Source organism: Flavobacterium succinicans LMG 10402 (assembly GCF_000611675.1).
Taxonomy (GTDB): domain Bacteria; phylum Bacteroidota; class Bacteroidia; order Flavobacteriales; family Flavobacteriaceae; genus Flavobacterium; species Flavobacterium succinicans.
On record NZ_JATV01000021.1, the window covers coordinates 15,434 to 36,459 of the forward strand.

Consider the following 21,026-nt stretch of genomic DNA (forward strand, 5'->3'; position numbering starts at 1 on the left):
AAATGAAACAAAAAAAACCGAGCCATTTCTGACTCGGTTTTATCTCAATACTTAGTACAAAGTACTTAATACTTACTTAACTTCTTCGAAGTCAACGTCTTCAACATTATCTCCCTGTGCTTGAGCTTGTGGCTCAGCAGCAGCTTGACCTTGTTCACCTTGAGCATACATCGCTTCAGTTGCTTTTTTCCAAGCAGCGTTGATGTTATCCAAAGCAGTTTGAATAGCTGGAATGTCTTGAGATTGGTGCGCCATTCTCAATTCAGTTAAAGCGTACTCTACAGCCACTTTGTTATCGTCAGATAATTTATCTCCAAGTTCTTTCAATTGAGACTCAGTTTGGAAGATCATTCCATCTGCTTCGTTCAATTTCTCAGCTCTTTCTCTAGCGATTTTATCTGATTCAGCGTTAGCTTCAGCATCTTTTTTCATTTTCTCGATTTCTTCAGCTGTTAATCCAGAAGAAGCTTCGATACGAATGTCATGAGATTTACCAGTTCCTTTGTCAGTAGCCGATACTTTGATGATACCATTGGCATCAATATCAAAAGTAACTTCAATTTGAGGAACACCTCTTGGTGCTGGTGGAATTCCATCTAAGTGGAAACGACCGATTGTTTTGTTATCAGCAGCCATTGCTCTTGCTCCTTGCAAAACGTGGATTTCAACAGTTGGTTGAGAATCAGCAGCAGTAGAGAATACTTGTGATTTTTTAGTTGGAATAGTTGTGTTAGATTCGATCAAAGTAGTCATTACACCACCCATAGTTTCGATACCTAAAGATAAAGGAGTAACGTCTAATAACAATACATCTTTTACATCTCCAGACAATACACCACCTTGAATAGCAGCTCCAATCGCTACTACTTCATCAGGATTAACTCCTTTAGAAGCTTTTTTACCAAAGAATTTCTCCACTTCATCAGCAATTCTTGGCATACGAGTAGAACCACCTACTAAGATTACTTCGTCAATGTCAGAAGTAGACAAACCTGCATCTTTCAATGCTTGTGCTACTGGAGCCATAGAACGTTTTACTAAACTATCAGACAATTTTTCGAATTGTGCTCTAGTTAGTTTTTTTACTAAGTGTTTTGGTCCTGAAGCTGTAGCTGTAACGTATGGCAAGTTGATTTCAGTTTCTGCAGAAGAAGACAATTCAATTTTTGCTTTCTCAGCAGCTTCTTTGATACGTTGTAATGACATTGGGTCTAAACGTAAATCAATACCTTCTTCAGATTTGAATTCGTCAGCTAACCAGTCAATGATTACTTGGTCAAAATCATCACCACCTAAGTGTGTATCACCATTAGTAGACAATACTTCGAAAACTCCGTCTCCTAATTCCAAAACAGAGATATCAAAAGTACCTCCACCTAAATCGTAAACAGCAATTTTTTGATCTGTTCCTTTTTTATCCAATCCGTAAGCCAAAGCCGCAGCAGTTGGTTCGTTGATGATACGCATAACTTTCAAACCAGCGATTTCACCAGCCTCTTTTGTAGCCTGACGTTGTGCATCGTTAAAGTAAGCAGGAACAGTAATAACTGCTTCAGTTACTGTTTGACCTAAATAGTCTTCAGCAGTTTTTTTCATTTTTTGAAGTGTCATAGCTGACAATTCTTGAGCAGTGTACAAACGACCGTCAATATCCACACGTGGTGTATTGTTGTCCCCTTTTACAACTGTGTAAGGAACTCTTTTTGCTTCTTCTGTAGTTTCAGCAAAAGTGTGTCCCATAAAACGTTTGATAGAAGCAATAGTCTTAGTTGGATTAGTTACTGCTTGTCTTTTTGCAGGATCACCCACTTTAATTTCTCCCCCTTCTACAAAAGCGATGATAGATGGCGTTGTTCTTTTTCCCTCTGCGTTAGGAATAACAACTGCTTCATTACCTTCCATTACAGAAACACAAGAGTTGGTCGTACCTAAATCAATTCCGATTATTTTACCCATTTTTACTATATTTAATTTTAATTGTATACTCGTTTTAACAACTCGAGGTCGGTAAGTCAAGGACTGTGCCAAGCCGATGTCAGTCTATAAATTGTCAGTTTGCCCCAAAAATGGCGGAAAAAAATATGACAAGATGACATTTTCAAAAAGCAAAAAGCAAAAAGCAAAAAGCAAAATCCCAAAAACGTCACCCTGAGCGCAGTCGAAGGGCAAATCCTAATTCTTAAATTTCAAATTCAAAATTCAAAATTCAAAAAACATCACCCTGAGTGCAGTCGAAGGGCATATTCCTCCATTACACAACTATTTAGGAGCTTAATCCTGCTGTCCGCTATATCTGTGGATCTGAACCCCAGAGCCACAGGATGCCGCTCCCATCAGGGCTAGAAACGTTATGCGAAGAAATTCCAATTATAAATTACAAATCCCTTTTTTTTTGCAGTTACTACTCCCCTCTTGAAATCGAAGATTCAACGACTCCGAAATAAATAGCAAAAAGGAGTTATAGGGGTCGGGGGTGTGTGTTTTTTAACAACTACCATAAACTCCAAACCATAAACCAATAGCAACAAAGCCTAAACAAGCAAAAGATTTGTAATGAAAATTGTATATATTTGAAAAACAATAAAACGAGATAAAACTGCGATTATCCAGCCAATTTTGGGCGTATAGTCGCTATTACATAGCGTTTATATACAAATTAGTGGCAAGGCTAAAAAAAGAGAACGTTGAAAGCAAAAATATATTCAAATAAACTATTTATAGGAACAACCGACTTACAAATCGGAGACGAAAATATGGGTTGCATATTTGGAGAATTTGTTCCAACCGAAAATTATTTTAAATACATACAAAAATCTGTTTGGAAATTTTGGAAAACAAATAAACCTGATTATAAAAAATGGAGTTCTTTACGATTTAATGTACAATTAGAGAATGGCTATTTTCTTTATCCAATTGGTGGTTATACGTTTGATGATAATCCGGATTTCCCTACCGAACCAAAGCGAATTGATATTGCGGGAATTGACAGAGATGTATTAGATTTTTTTTCTCTACAAAATTCTTCCAACCTTTTTATTGAAGAGCCTTGGGAAAAGATTACAATAAATCAAAAAATTGGTTTTGAAGAAGAATTAAGTAAAGAAATCGGTTTGGAAGAAAAATCTATATTTGATTTTTTAAAACCTAAACAAGAAAAACATAAACTTTCCGATTTTAAATTTTCTGCACTTTATAAATATAAATCTGATGATGATGTTTTATTTGAAGTTAGAAATCAAAACTTTGAAAAGCAGTTTACTGTTATTCATTTGACCTGGAAAGGTAAAAAGGAAATTGATGGATTTCCAGGAACTGATTTTTTTAAAGACTTTAATGAATTTAAAAATTTAAGAATGATTCCAGACAAAAATGAATGGGAAGAAATGGAAAGCTGAAAAAGCCCAACCACTAAAAGCTACAACGGATTTGGGCAATTGGCTTAATGGGAAAATGGTTTTGTATTTGGCAGTTTAGTGACAACCGAAAAATAAATCTTAATTTAGTTCCCAAACCCGCTGTAGTACCATAACATTAGTGGCTTGTTAACCTAAGAAACGTAAAAAAAAAGAAAATTATGAAAAAGATACTTTTTATTGCAACACTATTTTTATCAATTAATAGTTTCGGGCAAAAACCGACGGGAAAAGCTCAAGGATTACGAATTACAAATCAAGAAATTGCTTCTAAAAATGATACAATTATTAACGTTGTATACAAAAACGAAATTGAAAACAACAAAAAACCTGCTTATTTCGTAAATGGAAAGCTGATTAATGAAAGTATTTTAAGAAGTCTAAATCCGAATGAAATTGAAACAGTAAATGTAGAAAAGGAAAATATTGAAATAGAAAATATAAAATATTACGGAAAACTTTATATTGTAACTAAACCAACATATAAGCCTAAATTCATTTCATTAAACAATTTGAAATTGAAATATACAAACCTAAAAGACAATTCAACAATTTTTCAAATTGACAATGAAATAATTTACGCTAACTATGAAAGCTATATAGTTGATGAAAATTATATTTTAAAAATAATTGTTGAGAAGTTTGAAAACAAGAAAGAAAAACTAAATGTAAATTTTATTCGTTTGATTACTAAATCCGAAGAAAACATTAAAAAGTCGAAAGAAATATTAATTCGCGGAAATAACAATTTTGCTTCAAATAAGTAACCAGCCACTACAACGGATTTAGGCATTTGGCTTAATTGAAAGATGGTTTTGTATTTGGCAGTTTAGCGATAACCGAAAAATAAATCTTAATTTAGTTCTCAAACCCGCTGTAATAAACGAACGTCAATCAGCACTAACTTTATAAAAATGAAAGCATATTTTATTGCAATAATTTCTTTGATTTTATTTTCTTGCAATGGTCAGCAAGCGACAAATCAAAATACAATTATCAAGCAAGAAAATCTAAAAAACGATAAATTGAAGAATTATGCTTATCTAAAAGATATGTATACTGATTCCTATTTTCCAAAATTTCTCGTTGACAAAGTAAAAATAATCCTTATTGAGCTATGTATTGATATTGAAAAAACAGCGCCTAAAAATCTTGACGAACTATATAAATTAACATATACAGCGACAAAAAAAATAAATGATTTACAAAACGAATTCTCTGAGCAAAACAGCGAAATAGAAACTGGTGCTAGAGAATCAATTGCGACAGACTTTGACTTCATTGCTAAAGCTTATGGATTCAATGCTGATTCAGAAGAACTGATAGCCCCAAGAGAATGGTAGAAAACTAGTAATTACGACTTCAATGGATTAAGGCAATTACCTTTTTATATTACAACTTTGAATCAGTTATAACTTCACTTCACCGAAAGTAGCACCATTTCTCCCATGCGCAATACAACCAAAATCTTTGACTTCAAACACCAAATAGGCTTTCTGTTTGTTTGCTTGGTTTTATTTTCAAGTTGTAAAAAAGAGTTACCGCAAACCATCGAAAATCCAAAGTTTGTGAGAACATGGTATGACACTGTTCAAGGAATGCCTTTCAGAGCAAAATTAAACATCAAAGAAAACAACACCTTCGAATATTCAAGTCGTTCGTGTCAGGATGGTTCCAAAAGCAACGGAATATGGAAAATTGAAAAGGACACTATCATTTTAAATAGCACAAAACCCACAGGATGTTTGTTTCAACATCGATTTGGAATTTCTTGCATTGCATATAATGATACAACTTATTTTGAAAACAATAAGACAATTAAAAATTGTAAACCAAATGGTCGTGAAGCTACTTATGAGATTTTTGAGAATGAAAAATTTATCCTAAGAAATGACACGCTGATTCATACCAACAAAGTAAAAGACAATTGCCCTAACATTAGAATTGCCTTTTCAACAAGAGAGAAAGTCAGACGCAGCAGCGCGAAATAAAAACATTTGACAACATCATTCCCTAAACAGTACTATTCTAAAAAGATATTGTTATTTTTTTTATGTTATGAAAACCTACGCGCCTCGCTTAGCCCCGATGGCAGTGGTATCCTTACTGGGCGGGGTTCGCACAGTAAGATATAACGAACAGCGGGACGACTGGTGTTGTAAGCAAGGATGTGGTGCTCCTAAAAAAAATATTAATCAACGAATAGCAAGTATACCCAATAACCTGTAACTTATATGCTTTTTTTACTACTAATGTATTAGGATTTTAACTAACAAAAACTAAATAGCAAAACCATGCCTCAACTATCCTTTTTCAAGCAACGATTGTATGTTACACTTGTAGTCACAGTAGCCATTTGGATTTTATTACTTTGGGATTTTTATCATGGTGGGGTACCTAGTCATCATATTTTGCAAAATAAAGATTTACCCAAATTTTCTAATTGGTGGGGCGGTCTTTTGCTTCCTATGTTAACTTGGTTCTTGCTCTACCGATCACAAGTACGAATAGAAAAAGAATCAACGAGTAAAGTTTTTTCAACCCGTTTTGTTACTCATTTTGTAGGCGCTTTGTTTTTCGGAATTGTTCTTTCGGTGTTTTTTTCACTTGGCAATCAAGATGTCCCTTTTTATATGCTTGTGGGCTTGTTGGTGTTTGCTTTTTTCTTTCCCATTTATCGAGCAGAATGTTTGTTGGGTTTTGTACTAGGCATGACATACACTTTTGGAGGTGTACTCCCAATTATAATAGGAACCGTTTTGGTATTGATAACTGGGGCAATCTATTTATTACTGCTACCTATACTCCGTTTTATATGGTCTAGAGTCATTAAACTGTTCAACTCCTAAGCGCTGCTTGAATATCCTCTATTTAGCGAGATCTTAAAACGTATTATCAAGCTATCCCGCGGATATACTTCGTCAATTCGCTATCGTTCGGATACAATCCCAATGTCATTAAGTTATGAGATTTTAGATTGTAGATTAACGATTCTTGATTTTAGATTTTAGCGCAAGTGATTAAAAAAATTATTTTTAAACGTTTTGACCATCAGCAATCAAAAATCGTTGATCAAAATCAGTAACCAGCTGCGCCCCGCTCCGCAAAGTCTCATGACTTTTGCGTTTTTTTTAAAGTTCTTAAAAACCGTAAACGTGTCAAAAGTCTCCCGACTTTTAACGTAAATGCCTTTAGAATGATATGCGTTTCAAATCATCATAAAAAACTACAAAGTAACCGTTGAGGTATTTTGTAGTTTTTTCTAAATTTGAATTATAGGTAAAATTACGTTCAAAATGATTCAAAATAACACAACTAACAAAGAAGGCTTCGTCATAAGAGATCAAACTTTGCCACATTTTCTAACAGCAACTGTTGTAGATTGGATCGATATTTTTACACGAAAAACATATAGAGATACGGTTATCGAGTGTTTAGATTATTGCATTGAGCACAACTTTGCCTCCAAAGTTTTTTCAATCAGCCTTTATTTTAAAATCAAGTATAATCTTTTAACGAAGTGTTACGAGATAGCTGAACTTAAATCACTAATTTAGTTAAACGCTAGTAATTATTCACTTTCATTATAACTAATTTTTTATCAAACATGAATACATTAAATTACTGGATCAAAAAAAAGGATACGTATGTTACAAATAGATAATCAAATTACTCTTTATTTATTTTCAAACCCTAGAAGATGTGTTTAACTTTTTAAGTGCAATCTATATAAATTAAAAGCTATGAATTTTGTAAGTAATGAAAAACTCTGTATTGTTGGTGCGGCTGGTATGATTGGCTCATCAATGCTTCAATCCGCAATTATTATGAATTTAACTCCTAATATTTGCATTTACGATCCTTATGCCCCAGCTTTGGAAGGAGTTGCAGAAGAAATGTATCACTGTGGTTTTGAAGGTTTAAATCTAACTTTTACATCAGATATTGAGGAAGCACTTCGCGGAAGCAGCTACATATTGTCCTCGGGAGGTGCGGCTCGTCAAGCGGGCATGACGCGTGAGGATTTGCTGCGTGGTAATGCTGAAATAGCCAAACAATTTGGATTAAATGTAAAAGACTATTGCCCTGAGGTAAAACATGTGGTCATTATTTTCAATCCAGCCGATATTACGGGGCTTATTTTTATGCTCTATTCGGGATTAAAAGCCCATCAAGTAAGCACTTTGGCTGCGCTCGATAGCACCCGTTTACGATCAGCTTTGGCACAGCATTTTGACATTAGCCCTGACAAAGTAACAAACTGCCGAACTTATGGTGGACATGGGGAACAGATGGCTGTCTTTGCTTCGACGGCTATGGTAGATGGAAAACCATTAGAAAGCTTAATTGGTACCGATAAATTGACGCATGATCAATGGACTATCTTAAAACAAAAAGTAGTACAAGGTGGTAAAAACATCATCGATTTACGTGGTCGCTCCTCTTTTCAATCACCAGCTTATTTGTCTGTGCTTATGATAGCCGCTGCCATGGGATCAATTCCTTTCACACTGCCTGTAGGCTCCTATTTGAACACTCCAGACTATCATCATATTTTTATGGCCATGGAAACCGAAATAAACCAAAGTGGAATTGTGTTGCATCACTTAAAAGGTACAGACGAGGAACTACAATCGCTAAACGATAGTTATAAACATTTGTGTCACATGCGAGATGAGTTGATCGAGTTAAATATAATCCCTGCTATTTCAGATTGGAAAAAATTAAATCCGAATGTCTAAGTTTTAAAATTACTATACGACAGTTTGAAAAGCGTACTTCCATAGATTGCAATCAAAGTATTCTTGTTCAAGGTGATGTGACAAAAAAAGAAGTATTGTTAAAAATCAATACTTCTTTTTTTTTGGGGTTCAATATTCTAAACACAAGAATGATAATCAAAAGCATATTGGTTAACAATTAATTAAAACAAGTAGATAACTTTACAACTCTATTATAAAATTTGTAGTACAGATAAGTATTTTATTCTTATCTCTTCTACTTCAAAACTGTAAATTCTATTTCAGAATCAGAATACACTCGATGCGTTTGTTTTTTGAAATCCTCTGGCTTGGCATAAAAAATGTTCGGTACAAAAGTTTGTGGATTCAAATCAATCAAAGGGAACCAAGTACTTTGCACTTGAATTTGAATTTTATGCCCTTTTTTGAAGGTATGAAAAACATCTTGCAATTTTACATTTACTGGAGTTTTCTCGTTGGCCACAAAAGGCTCTGGATTCACAAAACTATTGCGAAAACGTCCTCTCATCACCTCACTGCGCACCATCATATGATAATTACTCATTTTTAAATACGGCTGCACTTCTTTAGTTTCAGGTTCATCATTTGGGAAAACATCCACAACTTTAACCACCCAATCCGCATCGGTACCTGTTGTAGCTACTTGTAATTTGGCTAAAATATCTCCCGCCAAAGTAACATCTTCTGCTAAAACATCGGTTTCAAAAACCAAAACATCCGATCTTCTAGCCGCAAATCGTTGGTCATCGGTCATATATTTTCTTGGCGTCAACCCTTGCTGTTTGATATCTTCAGAATGTGGCACAGGTTTCTTTGGGTCGCTGACAAATTCCTCAAAAGAGACTGCTCCAGCATTTTCAGTCAATTTTTGTTGCGGTTGCAAATAAAACTGTTGCTTCTCTGTGTTTTTTGGAGGCCAAGTATCGTAGGTTTTCCATTCTTTTCTTCCTGTATCAAAAACATAAGCTTCGGGTAATTTGTTTTCCCCTTTTCCATTATTTTTCAAGAAATGACGGAAAAAATTAGCTTCAATATTCTTTTGATAAAAACCAGAAATACTGTCACCAAAATTAATATTTCCAATGATTTGCTTTTCTGAATTTCTAGCCCAATCGCCGTGGCTCCAAGGCCCCATAACAATAGTATTGTAATTTTTACTGTTTTTTTCTATGGTTGAATACGTATTCAATGGACCATACAAATCTTCGGCATCAAACCATCCGCCTACTGTCATTACAGCAGGTTTAATGTTTTTTAAATGCTGTAACAAACCTCTCTTTTGCCAAAACTCGTCATAGCTTGAATGCTCTTTTAATTGTTGCCAAAATTCATTAGACGAATCGTAGTATTTGTCCAAATTCGCTATCGGTCCAGCATTCAAAAAGAATTGATAATCGTCATTGGTACCTACATTGGGGAATTTAAACCAAGCTTCTGTAGTTGGCTTTGTTTTTTGTGGACCAAAAAGTGGCGTCACCTTCCAGTAGCTCAACATATAAGCTCCATTATGATGGAAGTCATCAAAAAAGAAATCGGCTATACAGGCTTGAGGAGAAACAGCTTTTAAGGCAGGATGTCCACTCAACAAAGAATAAGAAGCATAAAATCCGGGATACGAAATGCCCCAAGTCCCAACATTTCCGTTGTTATTGGGTACATTTTTCACCAACCAATCAATAGTATCATAAGTGTCTGAGGCTTCATCTACCTCGGTTTTTGCTTTTTTATTTGGTATATAACCTCTCATATTATCATATAAACCATCGCTCATGTAACGTCCTCTAACATCTTGATACACCACAATGTATCCTTCTTTCATCATCGTCTCGTTGGGAGCAATGCTTCTTTTAAACTGGTCTGGTCCGTAAGGTGCGCAATTGTAGGGAGTACGCTGCATTACAATCGGATACTTTTTAGAAGTATCTTTTGGAGAATAAATGGAGGTGAATAGCGTCAAGCCATCACGCATTTTGATGCTTACTTCTTGTTTGGTATAGTTTTCGGCAACGTAATTACTCTTTTTGTCTTGTCCCAAAAGCGAAACAGCTACTAACAAGAATAGAGATACAAACAGTTTTTTCATGTGGTTATTTATTTTGATAGTTGGTAAAAATAAGAAATCCCATCCGTTTTCACAGATGGGATTAAAAAAATATATTTTATAAACTAAAACTTAGCAATTCCTGCTTCCAACCAAGCTTGATATTCTTTTACACCAACATAACTAATGGTTGGCTTGGCAGTATTTAAATTATTTCCTTCTAAATCCGTCAACACATACAAAGGTTGCGTGTTGGTTTTGTATTTTGAAATCATAAAATCTGTCCATTTATCACCAATAGTTTCAATCTCTTCGCCTGTGCTTTTAGAAATAAATTGATCCTTTTTAGGTAACTCGCGTTTATCATCGACATACAATGAAATGACTACTACTTTATCTTTAAGAATCGATAGTACTTTTGGATCCGACCACACGTTGTTTTCCATTTTTCGGCAATTTACGCAAGCAAAACCAGTAAAATCAAGCATAATAGGCTTATTGACTTCTTTAGCATACGCCAATCCACTTTCGTAATCATCAAAAACTACTATACCATGAGGGCCATTTTTGGCACCTTCTGGAAGTACAGCTATACTAGTTAATTTTGCGCTTCCTCCTACTCCGTTGGGACTTTCACTATATTCCATTGGAGGTGGAAAAGCACTAATCAATTTCAAAGGTGCTCCCCAAAGTCCTGGAATCAGGTAGAAGGTAAAAATTAAAGTCAATAACCCAATATACAAACGTCCTACCGAAATAGACGCTATCGGACTATCATGCGGCAAAGTAATTTTTCCAAACAAGTACAACGACAAAGTTCCGAATATAGCAATCCAAATGGCAATGAACACTTCACGCTCTAAAATGTGAAGCTGCAATACCAAATCAGCATTGGATAAAAATTTGAAAGCCAAAGCCAACTCTAAAAAGCCTAAAAATACTTTAACGGTATTCAACCATCCACCTGATTTGGGTAACGAATTCAACCAACCCGGAAACATGGCAAACAACATAAAAGGCAAAGCCAAAGCTGATGAAAACCCTAACATTCCAATTACAGGAGCAATACCACCCTTTGAAGCGGCTTCTACCAATAACGTACCAACGATTGGCCCCGTGCATGAAAACGACACTATAGCCAAGGCTAAAGCCATAAACAAAATACCTATGATTCCACCACGATCCGCTTGACTGTCTACTTTGTTGGCCCAAGAATTAGGTAACATAATCTCGAAGGCGCCTAAAAATGAAGACGCAAAAACCAATAGTAAAACAAAGAAAATCAAATTAAACCATACATTGGTAGACAAGGCGTTTAAAGCATCGGCACCAAAAATACCTGTGACTAATAATCCCAAAACCACATAGATTACAATAATGGAGATCCCGTAAATAATGGCATTTCGTATACCGGTGGCTTTATTTTTACTTTGCTTGGTAAAAAAACTAACGGTCATTGGAATCATTGGAAACACGCATGGTGTTAATAATGCCGCAAAACCTGATAAAAAGGCAATGAAGAAAATGGCCCATAACCCATGTTCGGTCGCTGGAGTCTCGTCAGGAACATTTTCGGTACTTGAAGTAGCAACAGCAGGGCTAGTTACTGCTGTCGTATCAACAACTGTGGATGCAACACTCAATGAATTAGTGCTATCTACAGCGCTGTCAGCCGTGATTCCTGTGGCTGTGGTCGCCTCTGCTCCTTCACTATTAGCAGGAAGGGCAATGCTAAATTTCTTTTCAAGATTAATACAAACCTCTTTACAAGCTTGGTAATTAATCACTATTTCGATCGTTTTTACTCCTTTATTAGTAACCGAAATTTCTTGAGTAATTTGAGCTTTCTTCTCAAAAAAAGTTTCATTTACTTCAAAAATATCATTGTAGGCGGTTCTTGTTTTTCCTTCTTTGGCTTTGCCTACCAAATTATAGTTTCCTTTTTGATTGGTAAAAGAAATTTCTAAAGGTAGTGGCCCACCATCAGGGGTAAATTGAGAATACACATGCCATTCATTTTCGATGATGGCATTCAGCGAAATCAAAAAGGTGTTTTCAGATTTTTTTTCAATTTTCGTAGTCCATTTTACAGGATCTAAAATTTGTGCATGGGTAAAGCTAAAAAGCAATAAGCTAATTCCTAAAATAAGGTACTTTTTCATCTATATTAATTCAATTTTTAAAATGGTATTGTTAGTATCTTCAACTTTAAATCGTTCGTCAGGCCGCATTCCGATTATCCAAACAATGGCATCATTGGAACACAAAAGCCAGGTATTTTCTTTTTCTAAAAGTGAGCTTTTTTCATCTTTAAAAAACTTACTCACTTTTTTCTTTTTCCCTTTCATTCCCAAAGGATAAAAATAATCGCCTTCTTGCCATTTTCGGATCACTAAAGGATAAACTAGCTTTGACGCTTGGACAAATATAGCATTAGAATCTGTCTTTGAAATGTCTGTTACTTTACAAAACTCGAGTTTTAAGGGAATCTTAACTTTATCTTGATTTTTCTCGATGAAATACAAATCCTGTTCAGCTTCTTGTATTGGACTCAAAATAAAAAAATCGCGGTCTTTTAGTAATCTGTAGTTTGCTGAAAAAACTTGTTTCCCTGATTGACTATCGACCAAATTGTAAATATCATCCCAAGCCGAAAAACCATATTCTTTAAGCCATTGGTACAAATAAGAAGTATAATTAGGCAAGCGCAATACTTGTTTTAAATCAAAATAAATGGCATCCTCTTCTTCTCTTGCTACTTGCTGATACACCATACTAGCCGCATCTGAAACCAATTCTTGTGCTTGTTGCAAATACTCCTGAGTCATTCCAAAAGCTTTTAAAAAATCCGGATTCAGTTCTTTGAGCATTGGAACTAAATGATGGCGAATTTGGTTGCGTAAATATTTATCCGAAGCATTGCTACTGTCTTCGCGCCACTGTAAATTATTAACTTTGGCATATTCCTCAATTGTTGTTCTAGAAAAAGGCAATAATGGTCGAATTACCGCCTCGTTTTGCGCAGGTATACCCGACAATCCGTCTAAACCTGTGCCTCTTGAGAGGTTAATCAAAAAAGTTTCCAAATTATCATCGGCGTGATGGGCGGTTAAAACAAAGTCGAATTGATGCAATTCTAGTTGTTCATAGAACCAATCATAACGCAGTTCTCTTGCTGCAACTTGTGTCGAAAGTTTATAATCATTGGCAAATGCCTGAGTATCGAATTGAGTGCAATAAAAGGGAATTTGATGTTGAAGAGCATAATTTTGCACAAAATTCTGGTCTTCAAAACTTTCAATACCACGGAGTTGAAAATTACAATGCGCGATGGCAATGGTGTAAGGCAATTGTTGCAATAAATGCAAAAGTACCATACTATCTACACCACCACTTACGGCTAACAATAATTTTTTGTTTTCGAGAAACGGAAATTGCGTTTGTAGATGTTGGTAAAAGAGGTTTTGCATGCTCAAATTTACATTTTTTTAATTAAATTCTTTTTTTAACTACTCAGCTTGTCTTGCTTTCAATTGGCTCCAGCTTTAGCTGGAGTTATAGGGATTGATTGTGTATTAGCTTTAGCCCAAAAAAAGCAGCTAATTTTGGCTAAAGCCTTTAAAAATTCTAATTACACCCCTCCCCTCCAACTAAAGTTGGAGGCAATTAATATAAAAAAAACTGAATCCCTGAAACTAAAGTTGTAGGCAATTAAAATCAAAAGAAGCTGAGTAATTTCGCTTTTTTTGTTTCCAAATATAGACAATTGTTAGTCTTTAGCCCAGATAGGAGCGGCATCCTTTTTTTATTTTACTCTGTCAGGGTTTTGAACCCTGACAGAGTAAAATAAAAAAAGATATAGCGGATAGCTGGAAACCCTATTGCCAAAAAAGCCTATTGTTAGCGATCCTAAAAAAGTATAGAACTGTTTTTTTTATTCTAATACGGTTTTCATTGCTTTGGCTTTGAGCAAACATTCTTCGTATTCTTGCTCTGGCACCGATAGCGCCGTGATAGCACTTCCAACCGAAAAAGAAAGGTATTGTTTCTTTTGATTGTACAAAACACTGCGAATGACCACATTGAAATCGAAATCGCCTTCGGGAGTGAAATAACCTACTGCACCGCTGTACAAACCTCTTTTGGTTGCTTCTAAATCTTCGATAATTTTCATTGCCGAAATTTTGGGAGCTCCCGTCATACTTCCCATTGGAAACGTGAGGCGCAATACATCAATAACTGAATATTTTTTGTCCATTTTTGAGATGATGGTTGAAATCATTTGATGGACTTGCATAAAAGAATAAATACCACAAAGTTCTTCTACTTGCACCGAACCTTTTTGGGCGGTTTGTGATAAATCATTGCGAACCAAATCGGTAATCATAATATTTTCAGCGCGTTCTTTTGGATTTGAAGCCAAATCATCTTTTGCTTTTTCATCAGCCGCTGGGTCTTCGTAGCGTTTTGCGGTTCCTTTTATGGGTTGCGAAATCAAATCTTCTCCTTCTTTTCTCAAATAGCGTTCTGGCGTGGCAGACAACAAATAGTGTTGGTTATTTTTTAAGAAAACTGCAAAGGGTGGTTGCGAAATAGCGTTTAACTTTTGAAACTTATCGAGCGGTTGAATGGTTGCATTTTCTGCATAAAATTCCATACAAAAATTGGCTTCATAAATGTCTCCTTTATGAATGTATTCCTGCATTTTTTGCACTTGCTCGATGTATTTTTTTTGGTCTATTCTAGCTTGTACTTCAACAGACTCGGAAGCAGAACTTTGTTGAGTAACAATAGTCGTAATATCTTGATAATCTTCTTGCAATTCGTCATCACATAAATGCAAATAGCGTGTCTCGAGCTGATTGCCTTTTAGCAAAAAAATCTTTTTGGGCTGAAAGAAGAATAAATCTGGGAAATCCAAGCCGTCAAAATTATTGGATTGCAAACGCTCGCTATCGTTTTTTAAATCATAAGACAAATAGCCAAACAGCCAATCCTTGGTCGTTTGCTGATACTGTTTTAAATCCTCAAAAGCATTATCATAATCGGTTTGCAGCAGCGTGAAAGCGTCTACTGCCAACAAACAATCATAACTGGAATACGCTTGTGGATAATTATTGCTATCCAAAAAAGCAACTTCACGAAACTGCTGTGCCCAATGCAAAAGTTGTTCCTTAAAAAGTGAAGGATTGTCTATAGTATAAAATTCAGAGACTCTCAATAATAATTATTTTAAGCTCCAAAATTACGACAAAAAAATGCCTTCTGTCTCCTTCCTCAAAAAAATTGGCACACTTTTTAATAGGTAAAAAAAGTACTACTTCACTAAATAAAATTAGGTATTGATTAAAAAACTACCCTTACTCCATTTTGGAACTCTTATTTGAATTTTAACCCTTTTTTAATCTATTAAACTATTCTATTTATGAAAACAATTGCAAAAGCAGGCATCCTAGCCGTAATCATCGCAGTAGTACTATTTTCGTGCAAAAAAGCCGATATTGCGGTAGAAGAAACCGCCGATTACGCTGCAGCTGTTGCCGATAGCGCAACCGTAAGCAACACCCAAGAAAAAACGAGTACAACTCCTAAAACTGTAGAAAAAAGGAAGCTCATTCGAACAGCAGATATCAAATTCAAAGTAAAAAGTGTCGTACAATCGACCAACTTGATTGAGAATACCACTAAAAAATGGGGTGGTTTGGTTACGTACTCCAACCTTCAAAGTACCATAAATGACAAAATAAGTACTAAAATTAGTCAAGACAGCACGCTAGAAACCACTAAATACCAAGTTAAAAACACCATCACCCTTCGTGTACCGCAACAAAATATGGATACCGTGGTAAAAGAAATTGCCAAAGAGATTGATTATTTAGACTACCGATTAATCAAAGCAGATGATGTAGCGCTACGATTACTATCCAATGAATTGTTGCAAAAAAGAAGTGCTACCAGTGAAAAAAGAGTAGCCAATGCCATTGATACAAAAGGTAAAAAAATCAATGATGTAATGAAAGCCGAAACGCAACTTGAAAATCAAAAAGCTGCAAGTGATACTAGTGTTATAGAAAATTTATCGCTGCAAGACCAAATCAATTACAGCACCATTACCCTTCAGTTGTACCAAAGAGAAGTTGTAAAACAGGAATTGGTAGCCAATGAAAAACAAGGGTATTACTTTGAGCCAGCTATTGGAATTCAAATTTTGGATGCGTTGCAATCTGGCTGGTTTCATTTACTGTCGTTGGTAGTTTTCCTTTTGAAATTATGGTGGTTAGCGCTCATTGGTTTAGTACTATACTGGATATTCAAGAAAGTGCCTTTCATAAAAAATATAAAATAAAGTCTGTATTTTCATTAGCTTAAAAATCAAAATCCGAAAAACAAGACTCGCAATTCACTATTTATCAATATTTTACTTAAATTTGATAGACGATTAAACATTTCCTAAAAAAATAGTTTTAAAAGTAGTACCAAACCAAGAAATGATTCGTTGTTGATTTCAAAAAAAGTAACCCCTAAAATATATTGTAAATATGAAATCGCCAGTAACAAAAGGTTTGTTGCAAACAAACACCGATAAGCAAAAAGCGATACCATATATGACCGCTAACAAATAAATTTTACATATATGAAAGTAGCCACTACTATTATTCGAATTTTGATTGGACTCTTACTACTGTTCGCCTCCATCAGTTATTTTTTTCATTTAGTGCCTGAGCCTGAAACAACAGGAAATTTTAAAGCCTTCAATGTAGGATTGGTAGCTGCAACCTATCTTATGCCTCTAGCCAAGGGAATTGAACTTTTATGCGGATTAGCTTTTGTTAGCAATCGTTTTGTGACTTTAGCCAATATTTTGATTCTTCCCATCACGATAAACATATTGTTCATCAATATCTTTTTAGCTCCCGAGGGTATCCCGATTGCTGGCGCTTTATTCTTGGGGAATTTATTTTTGATTTATCGCTATTGGGACAATTACAAAAGCATTTTTACTCCTTGATTTAAAAAACAAAACCCGTCTCATTATCACGAGACGGGTTTCTTATTTTTGAAAGTTACGTTTTATACGTGTAACGCTCTATTATCTGTAGCAGCTAATGCCGCTTCTTTTATCGCTTCCGCAAAAGTAGGATGCGCGTGTGACATTCTAGAAATATCTTCGGCTGAAGCTTTAAATTCCATAGCAGTCACTGCTTCTGCAATCAAATCGGCTGTTCTAGCTCCAATCATATGAACACCAAGAACTTCATCCGTTTTCGCATCAGCAAGGATTTTTACAAAACCATCTAAATCTGCACTAGCACGTGCACGACCCAAAGCTTTGAAAGGGAAATTACCCACTTTGTAGGCTACTCCTGCCGCTTTCAATTGTTCTTCTGTTTGTCCAACAGCAGCAACTTCTGGCCAAGTGTAGACAACACCAGGAATTAAATTATAATCGATATGTGGTTTTTGACCTGCTAAGATTTCAGCTACCATTGTACCTTCTTCCTCAGCTTTGTGAGCCAACATCGCGCCACGCACCACATCACCAATAGCGTAGATGTTTGGAGTAGATGTTTGCAAGTGGTCATTCACTTCGATTTGACCTCTGTCAGAGATTTTAACACCCGCTTTATCTGCATTCAATCCGTCAGTATAAGGACGACGACCAACAGAAACCAAAGAGTAATCTCCTTCTAAAGTGATGATTTCACCTTTAGCATTTTCAGCTTTCACGGTTACTACATCACCAGCTCTTTCTACCGATTGTACTTTGTGAGAAGTGTAAAACTTCATTCCTTGTTTTTTAAGGACTTTGGTCAATTCTTTAGACAATGAAGCGTCCATTCCTGGAATGATTCTGTCCATAAATTCCACAACAGATACTTGCGCACCAAGACGTAAATACACTTGTCCTAGTTCAATTCCGATTACACCTCCACCAATAATTACAAGGTGCTTAGGCACTTCTTTTAATTTTAAAGCTTCGGTAGAAGTAATAATTCTTTCTTTATCGATTGAGATAAAAGGCAAAGAAGAAGGTTTAGAACCTGTTGCGATGATGATATTTTTGGCTTCAATGGTTTCAGAAGTTCCGTCAGCTTTGGCAACCGCAACGTGAGTCGCGTCTACAAAAGAACCCAAACCGTTAAAAACTGTGATTTTATTTTTATCCATCAAAAACTGAACACCTCCAGAAGTTTGATCGACAACTGCTTGTTTGCGAGCAATCATTTTTTCTAAATTCACTTTAACGGCACCAGAAAGTTCAATTCCGTGATCGGCAAAATGTTTAATTTCATCATAATGATGTGAAGAAGCTAAAAGCGCTTTGGATGGAATACATCCTACGTTTAAACAGGTTCCTCCAAGTGTGGAGTATTTCTCGATAATTGCGGTTTTGAAACCTAATTGTGCGCAACGAATTGCTGATACATATCCTCCAGGACCAGAACCTATAATGACTACGTCAAATGAACTCATAGTGTGTTGATTTATTTTTTTTGTGAGCCAAAAATAAGCAATAAAGTTAGGTTTGAATACTACTTTTTAAGGTTTTTTTTGTGTGAATTTCATCAAAAAAACGTGTTCCCTGTATAATCAAATACAAGTACACGTTTGAAACAACAAAATACTACAAATCTAACAGTTACAATTTAGCAAAATCTTCAAAACTTATGTCCCATGTCTTAGGATGTTCATCCCCTCGCCAAGTCACTTCTGTTCCTCCGTCAATCACAATATATTGACCAATAATAAATCGCGAGTCGTCTACTAATAAAAATTTAACCAAAGGCGCTATGTTTTCGGGTTTACAAAAATCACCTAAGGGTCTGGGCAATTTATTGATTCCTTCGGCTTTTCTCGGATCCTTTAAATCATGTTCGATCATGGGCGTCAAAACCACCCCTGGAGCAATTAAATTCATCGAAATATTACTACCTGCCCACGCTTCTTTGAATGCATTTTGACGTGCCCATTTTGTAATAGCCGTTTTACTCACCTGATAAGTCCAAAAGGGTTTTTCTTTAATTAATTCAAAAGCGCTATCTAGATCAAAATTCACAAGAGCATCTACCACTTCATTAGGAATTCCGGGAGTAATCACTACCGAATTAGACGCATTAATTACTACTCTACCGTTTCCAGATTGTTTTAAATACGGTTGCAAGCCTTCTAACATTCTAACAATTCCTATGAAATTCAAACCAAATACAAGTGATGCATTCTCCCCTCCCGCACCAGCATTAGCAAAAATGCCATCAATTTTTCCATTACTCAATTTTACAATTTCTTGCACCGCTTGATCAACTCCTTCAATTGTGGATAAATCGGCCTGAATTTCAGCATCGTCGGTATTGGTTACGCCAATTATTTGCACCCCGTGTTGTTCAAAATACAATCTACTAGCCAGCCCCATTCCTGTTTGCGAACCTGTAATTACAATAGTTTTAGATGGTTTCATTGTATTATCATTTAAATTAATAAAGAAAACTTTGAGCTAAATAAACGTATTTATTCTCGATCTAAATGCAAACTTGTTTTGGTTTCATAATCTACCAAAGTTGCTACAAAACCAGAGACTATTCCTGTTACAATGGAAGCCGTGCGGTGAGAAACCTCGATTGCACCGAAATATTTTTGAAATAAAACCGCAAAAATAGTTACTAAACCAAACGCAAATACGCAGTGTTTAAGTGCTTTCAGAAAATAGCCTGGAAAATAGGACGGTTTATCTTTCATTTTTGTGGTTAAAAAAGCAATGGAAGTCACAAAAAAGCATAAGGAAACCGCCAAAGGCACAGCTTTTGAAAAAACCGAAGGTACTGTGCTTGAAATACTATCTTGAGTTAAAAAAATGGTAGGATACTGCTCCCCCATAGCATACCAGTAGCGCGTAGTATTGATGATTAAATTTATTACACCGGCAATTATAGAGCCAATAATGATGTTTCTTTTTGTCATTTTACTTTTAATTTCATCTGTTTATACATCATTTTTTTCTAAAATAGCAAAGAGGATCACGATACTAAAATACAATTCATTTACTTAAAATAAAAGTAACAAATATCTAGTCACAAAATGTTAAGCAAGTTCTAAATTACGAATAAAACTCACAAAACACTTAAAAAAACAAGTCATAAATCAAAAAGAAGTATATTAATTCGATACTATGGAAGCAATAGTAATGTTTTGCATGGATCGCAAAGTTTCTTCACGAACAGAAATTAAACTATGACGCAGATGACAAGTTGCTTCATTTTTACAATCACTACAAGGTTCATAAAAGTTGAGTGAAGCACAAGGAAGAAGTGCAATAGCACCATCAAATAATCGATACACATCCGCTAAAGTGATTTCGTTTTTGGATTTCAAAAGATAATACCCTCCTAATTTGCCTTGCTTACTTCCTACTAAATGGGCACGTTTTAAATCCAAAAGAATCTGCTCTAAAAATTTTTTAGGAATAGAAGCTTCTTCAGAAATAGCATTAGTTTTCACAATAATTCCCTCTTCTTGTTGGGCCAAATAGAGTAGAGCTTTTAAAGCGTATTTCGTTTTTTGTGACAGCATCTGTATTATTTTTGGCTAAAATACAAAAAAAACCAAGAATGACTCCGATTGTATTTTAGTGGTTGCGCTTTACTTTTAACCCAGATTCCGCATTAGAAATCTACTACAACTAAATTCTTCTTCAAAACCAAGAACTTACTCCTATTTTTAAATTCAAAATACAAAAGTATTCCTTCTTCAAAAATAGTCCGTGAGCTCCTGCTTTTATTGAATAATTCAGTTTCGCTACGAAGTCTAATGCGG

At 35.3% G+C, this 21,026-nt stretch carries 17 protein-coding genes; 8 read left to right on the top strand and 9 right to left on the bottom strand.

All coding sequences use genetic code 11. The features are described from left to right. Nucleotides 1-72 precede the first annotated feature (72 nt). On the bottom strand, nt 73-1,956 hold the full coding sequence (gene dnaK, locus AO58_RS0115715; RefSeq protein ID WP_024982607.1) for a molecular chaperone DnaK: 1,884 nt from the start codon (nt 1,954-1,956) through the stop codon (nt 73-75). Between the two features lie 728 nt (nt 1,957-2,684). Between dnaK and AO58_RS0115720 the strand changes: the two genes are divergently transcribed. The 6 genes from AO58_RS0115720 (at nt 2,685) to AO58_RS0115755 (ending at nt 8,155) form a co-directional block, all read left to right on the top strand. Beyond that, complete coding sequence (locus AO58_RS0115720) at nt 2,685-3,395, top strand: hypothetical protein (RefSeq protein WP_024982608.1); 711 nt, start codon at nt 2,685-2,687, stop codon at nt 3,393-3,395. Nucleotides 3,396-3,574: 179 nt separating this feature from the next. Next, nucleotides 3,575-4,180, top strand: a complete 606-nt coding sequence (locus AO58_RS0115730) for a hypothetical protein (protein ID WP_024982609.1) — start codon at nt 3,575-3,577, stop codon at nt 4,178-4,180. 147 nt (nt 4,181-4,327) lie between these two features. Beyond that, nucleotides 4,328-4,756 carry a DUF5713 family protein gene (locus tag AO58_RS0115735; protein ID WP_211516863.1) on the top strand — a complete coding sequence of 143 codons (429 nt, stop codon included), beginning with the start codon at nt 4,328-4,330 and terminating at the stop codon, nt 4,754-4,756. Between the two features lie 225 nt (nt 4,757-4,981). After that, nucleotides 4,982-5,404, top strand: coding sequence for a hypothetical protein (locus tag AO58_RS0115740; protein WP_139225581.1), 423 nt, complete (start codon nt 4,982-4,984; stop codon nt 5,402-5,404). Nucleotides 5,405-5,707: 303 nt separating this feature from the next. Beyond that, nucleotides 5,708-6,262, top strand: coding sequence for a hypothetical protein (locus AO58_RS0115745; protein ID WP_024982612.1), 555 nt, complete (start codon nt 5,708-5,710; stop codon nt 6,260-6,262). A gap of 894 nt (nt 6,263-7,156) precedes the next feature. Further along, entirely contained in the window at nt 7,157-8,155 is a 999-nt protein-coding gene (locus AO58_RS0115755; RefSeq protein WP_024982614.1) for a malate dehydrogenase, read from the top strand. 256 nt (nt 8,156-8,411) lie between these two features. Here AO58_RS0115755 and AO58_RS0115760 read toward each other — a convergent pair whose 3' ends face one another. The 4 genes from AO58_RS0115760 to AO58_RS0115780 all read right to left on the bottom strand — a co-directional run bounded on the left by AO58_RS0115760 (nt 8,412) and on the right by AO58_RS0115780 (nt 15,438). Continuing rightward, a complete protein-coding gene (locus AO58_RS0115760; RefSeq protein ID WP_024982615.1) occupies nt 8,412-10,259 on the bottom strand; it encodes a CocE/NonD family hydrolase in 1,848 nt (615 codons plus the stop codon). A gap of 83 nt (nt 10,260-10,342) precedes the next feature. Beyond that, the gene (locus AO58_RS0115765; RefSeq protein WP_024982616.1) at nt 10,343-12,379 is read right to left on the bottom strand and encodes a protein-disulfide reductase DsbD family protein; all 2,037 of its coding nucleotides are present in this window, start codon (nt 12,377-12,379) and stop codon (nt 10,343-10,345) included. Continuing rightward, nucleotides 12,380-13,687 (bottom strand): tRNA lysidine(34) synthetase TilS, encoded by a 1,308-nt coding sequence (gene tilS, locus AO58_RS0115770; RefSeq protein ID WP_024982617.1) that lies wholly within the window; start codon nt 13,685-13,687, stop codon nt 12,380-12,382. It lies immediately after the preceding gene. A gap of 464 nt (nt 13,688-14,151) precedes the next feature. Next, nucleotides 14,152-15,438 (bottom strand): anthranilate synthase component I family protein, encoded by a 1,287-nt coding sequence (locus tag AO58_RS0115780; protein WP_024982618.1) that lies wholly within the window; start codon nt 15,436-15,438, stop codon nt 14,152-14,154. A gap of 204 nt (nt 15,439-15,642) precedes the next feature. Here AO58_RS0115780 and AO58_RS0115785 point away from each other — a divergent pair, with 204 nt between their 5' ends. Then, nucleotides 15,643-16,563 carry a DUF4349 domain-containing protein gene (locus AO58_RS0115785; protein ID WP_024982619.1) on the top strand — a complete coding sequence of 307 codons (921 nt, stop codon included), beginning with the start codon at nt 15,643-15,645 and terminating at the stop codon, nt 16,561-16,563. A gap of 288 nt (nt 16,564-16,851) precedes the next feature. Beyond that, nucleotides 16,852-17,226 (top strand): DoxX family membrane protein, encoded by a 375-nt coding sequence (locus tag AO58_RS0115795; protein WP_024982620.1) that lies wholly within the window; start codon nt 16,852-16,854, stop codon nt 17,224-17,226. 62 nt (nt 17,227-17,288) lie between these two features. On the opposite strand, the gene lpdA is transcribed toward AO58_RS0115795, so the two are convergent. From lpdA to AO58_RS0115815, 4 genes are all read right to left on the bottom strand, one after another. Continuing rightward, nucleotides 17,289-18,692, bottom strand: coding sequence for a dihydrolipoyl dehydrogenase (gene lpdA / locus AO58_RS0115800; protein WP_024982621.1), 1,404 nt, complete (start codon nt 18,690-18,692; stop codon nt 17,289-17,291). A 166-nt stretch (nt 18,693-18,858) separates the two neighbouring features. Further along, nucleotides 18,859-19,674, bottom strand: coding sequence for an SDR family oxidoreductase (locus AO58_RS0115805; protein ID WP_024982622.1), 816 nt, complete (start codon nt 19,672-19,674; stop codon nt 18,859-18,861). 50 nt (nt 19,675-19,724) lie between these two features. Further along, a complete protein-coding gene (locus AO58_RS0115810) occupies nt 19,725-20,174 on the bottom strand; it encodes a hypothetical protein (protein ID WP_024982623.1) in 450 nt (149 codons plus the stop codon). A gap of 195 nt (nt 20,175-20,369) precedes the next feature. Further along, nucleotides 20,370-20,783, bottom strand: a complete 414-nt coding sequence (locus AO58_RS0115815; RefSeq protein ID WP_024982624.1) for an RrF2 family transcriptional regulator — start codon at nt 20,781-20,783, stop codon at nt 20,370-20,372. Nucleotides 20,784-21,026: the final 243 nt, after the last annotated feature.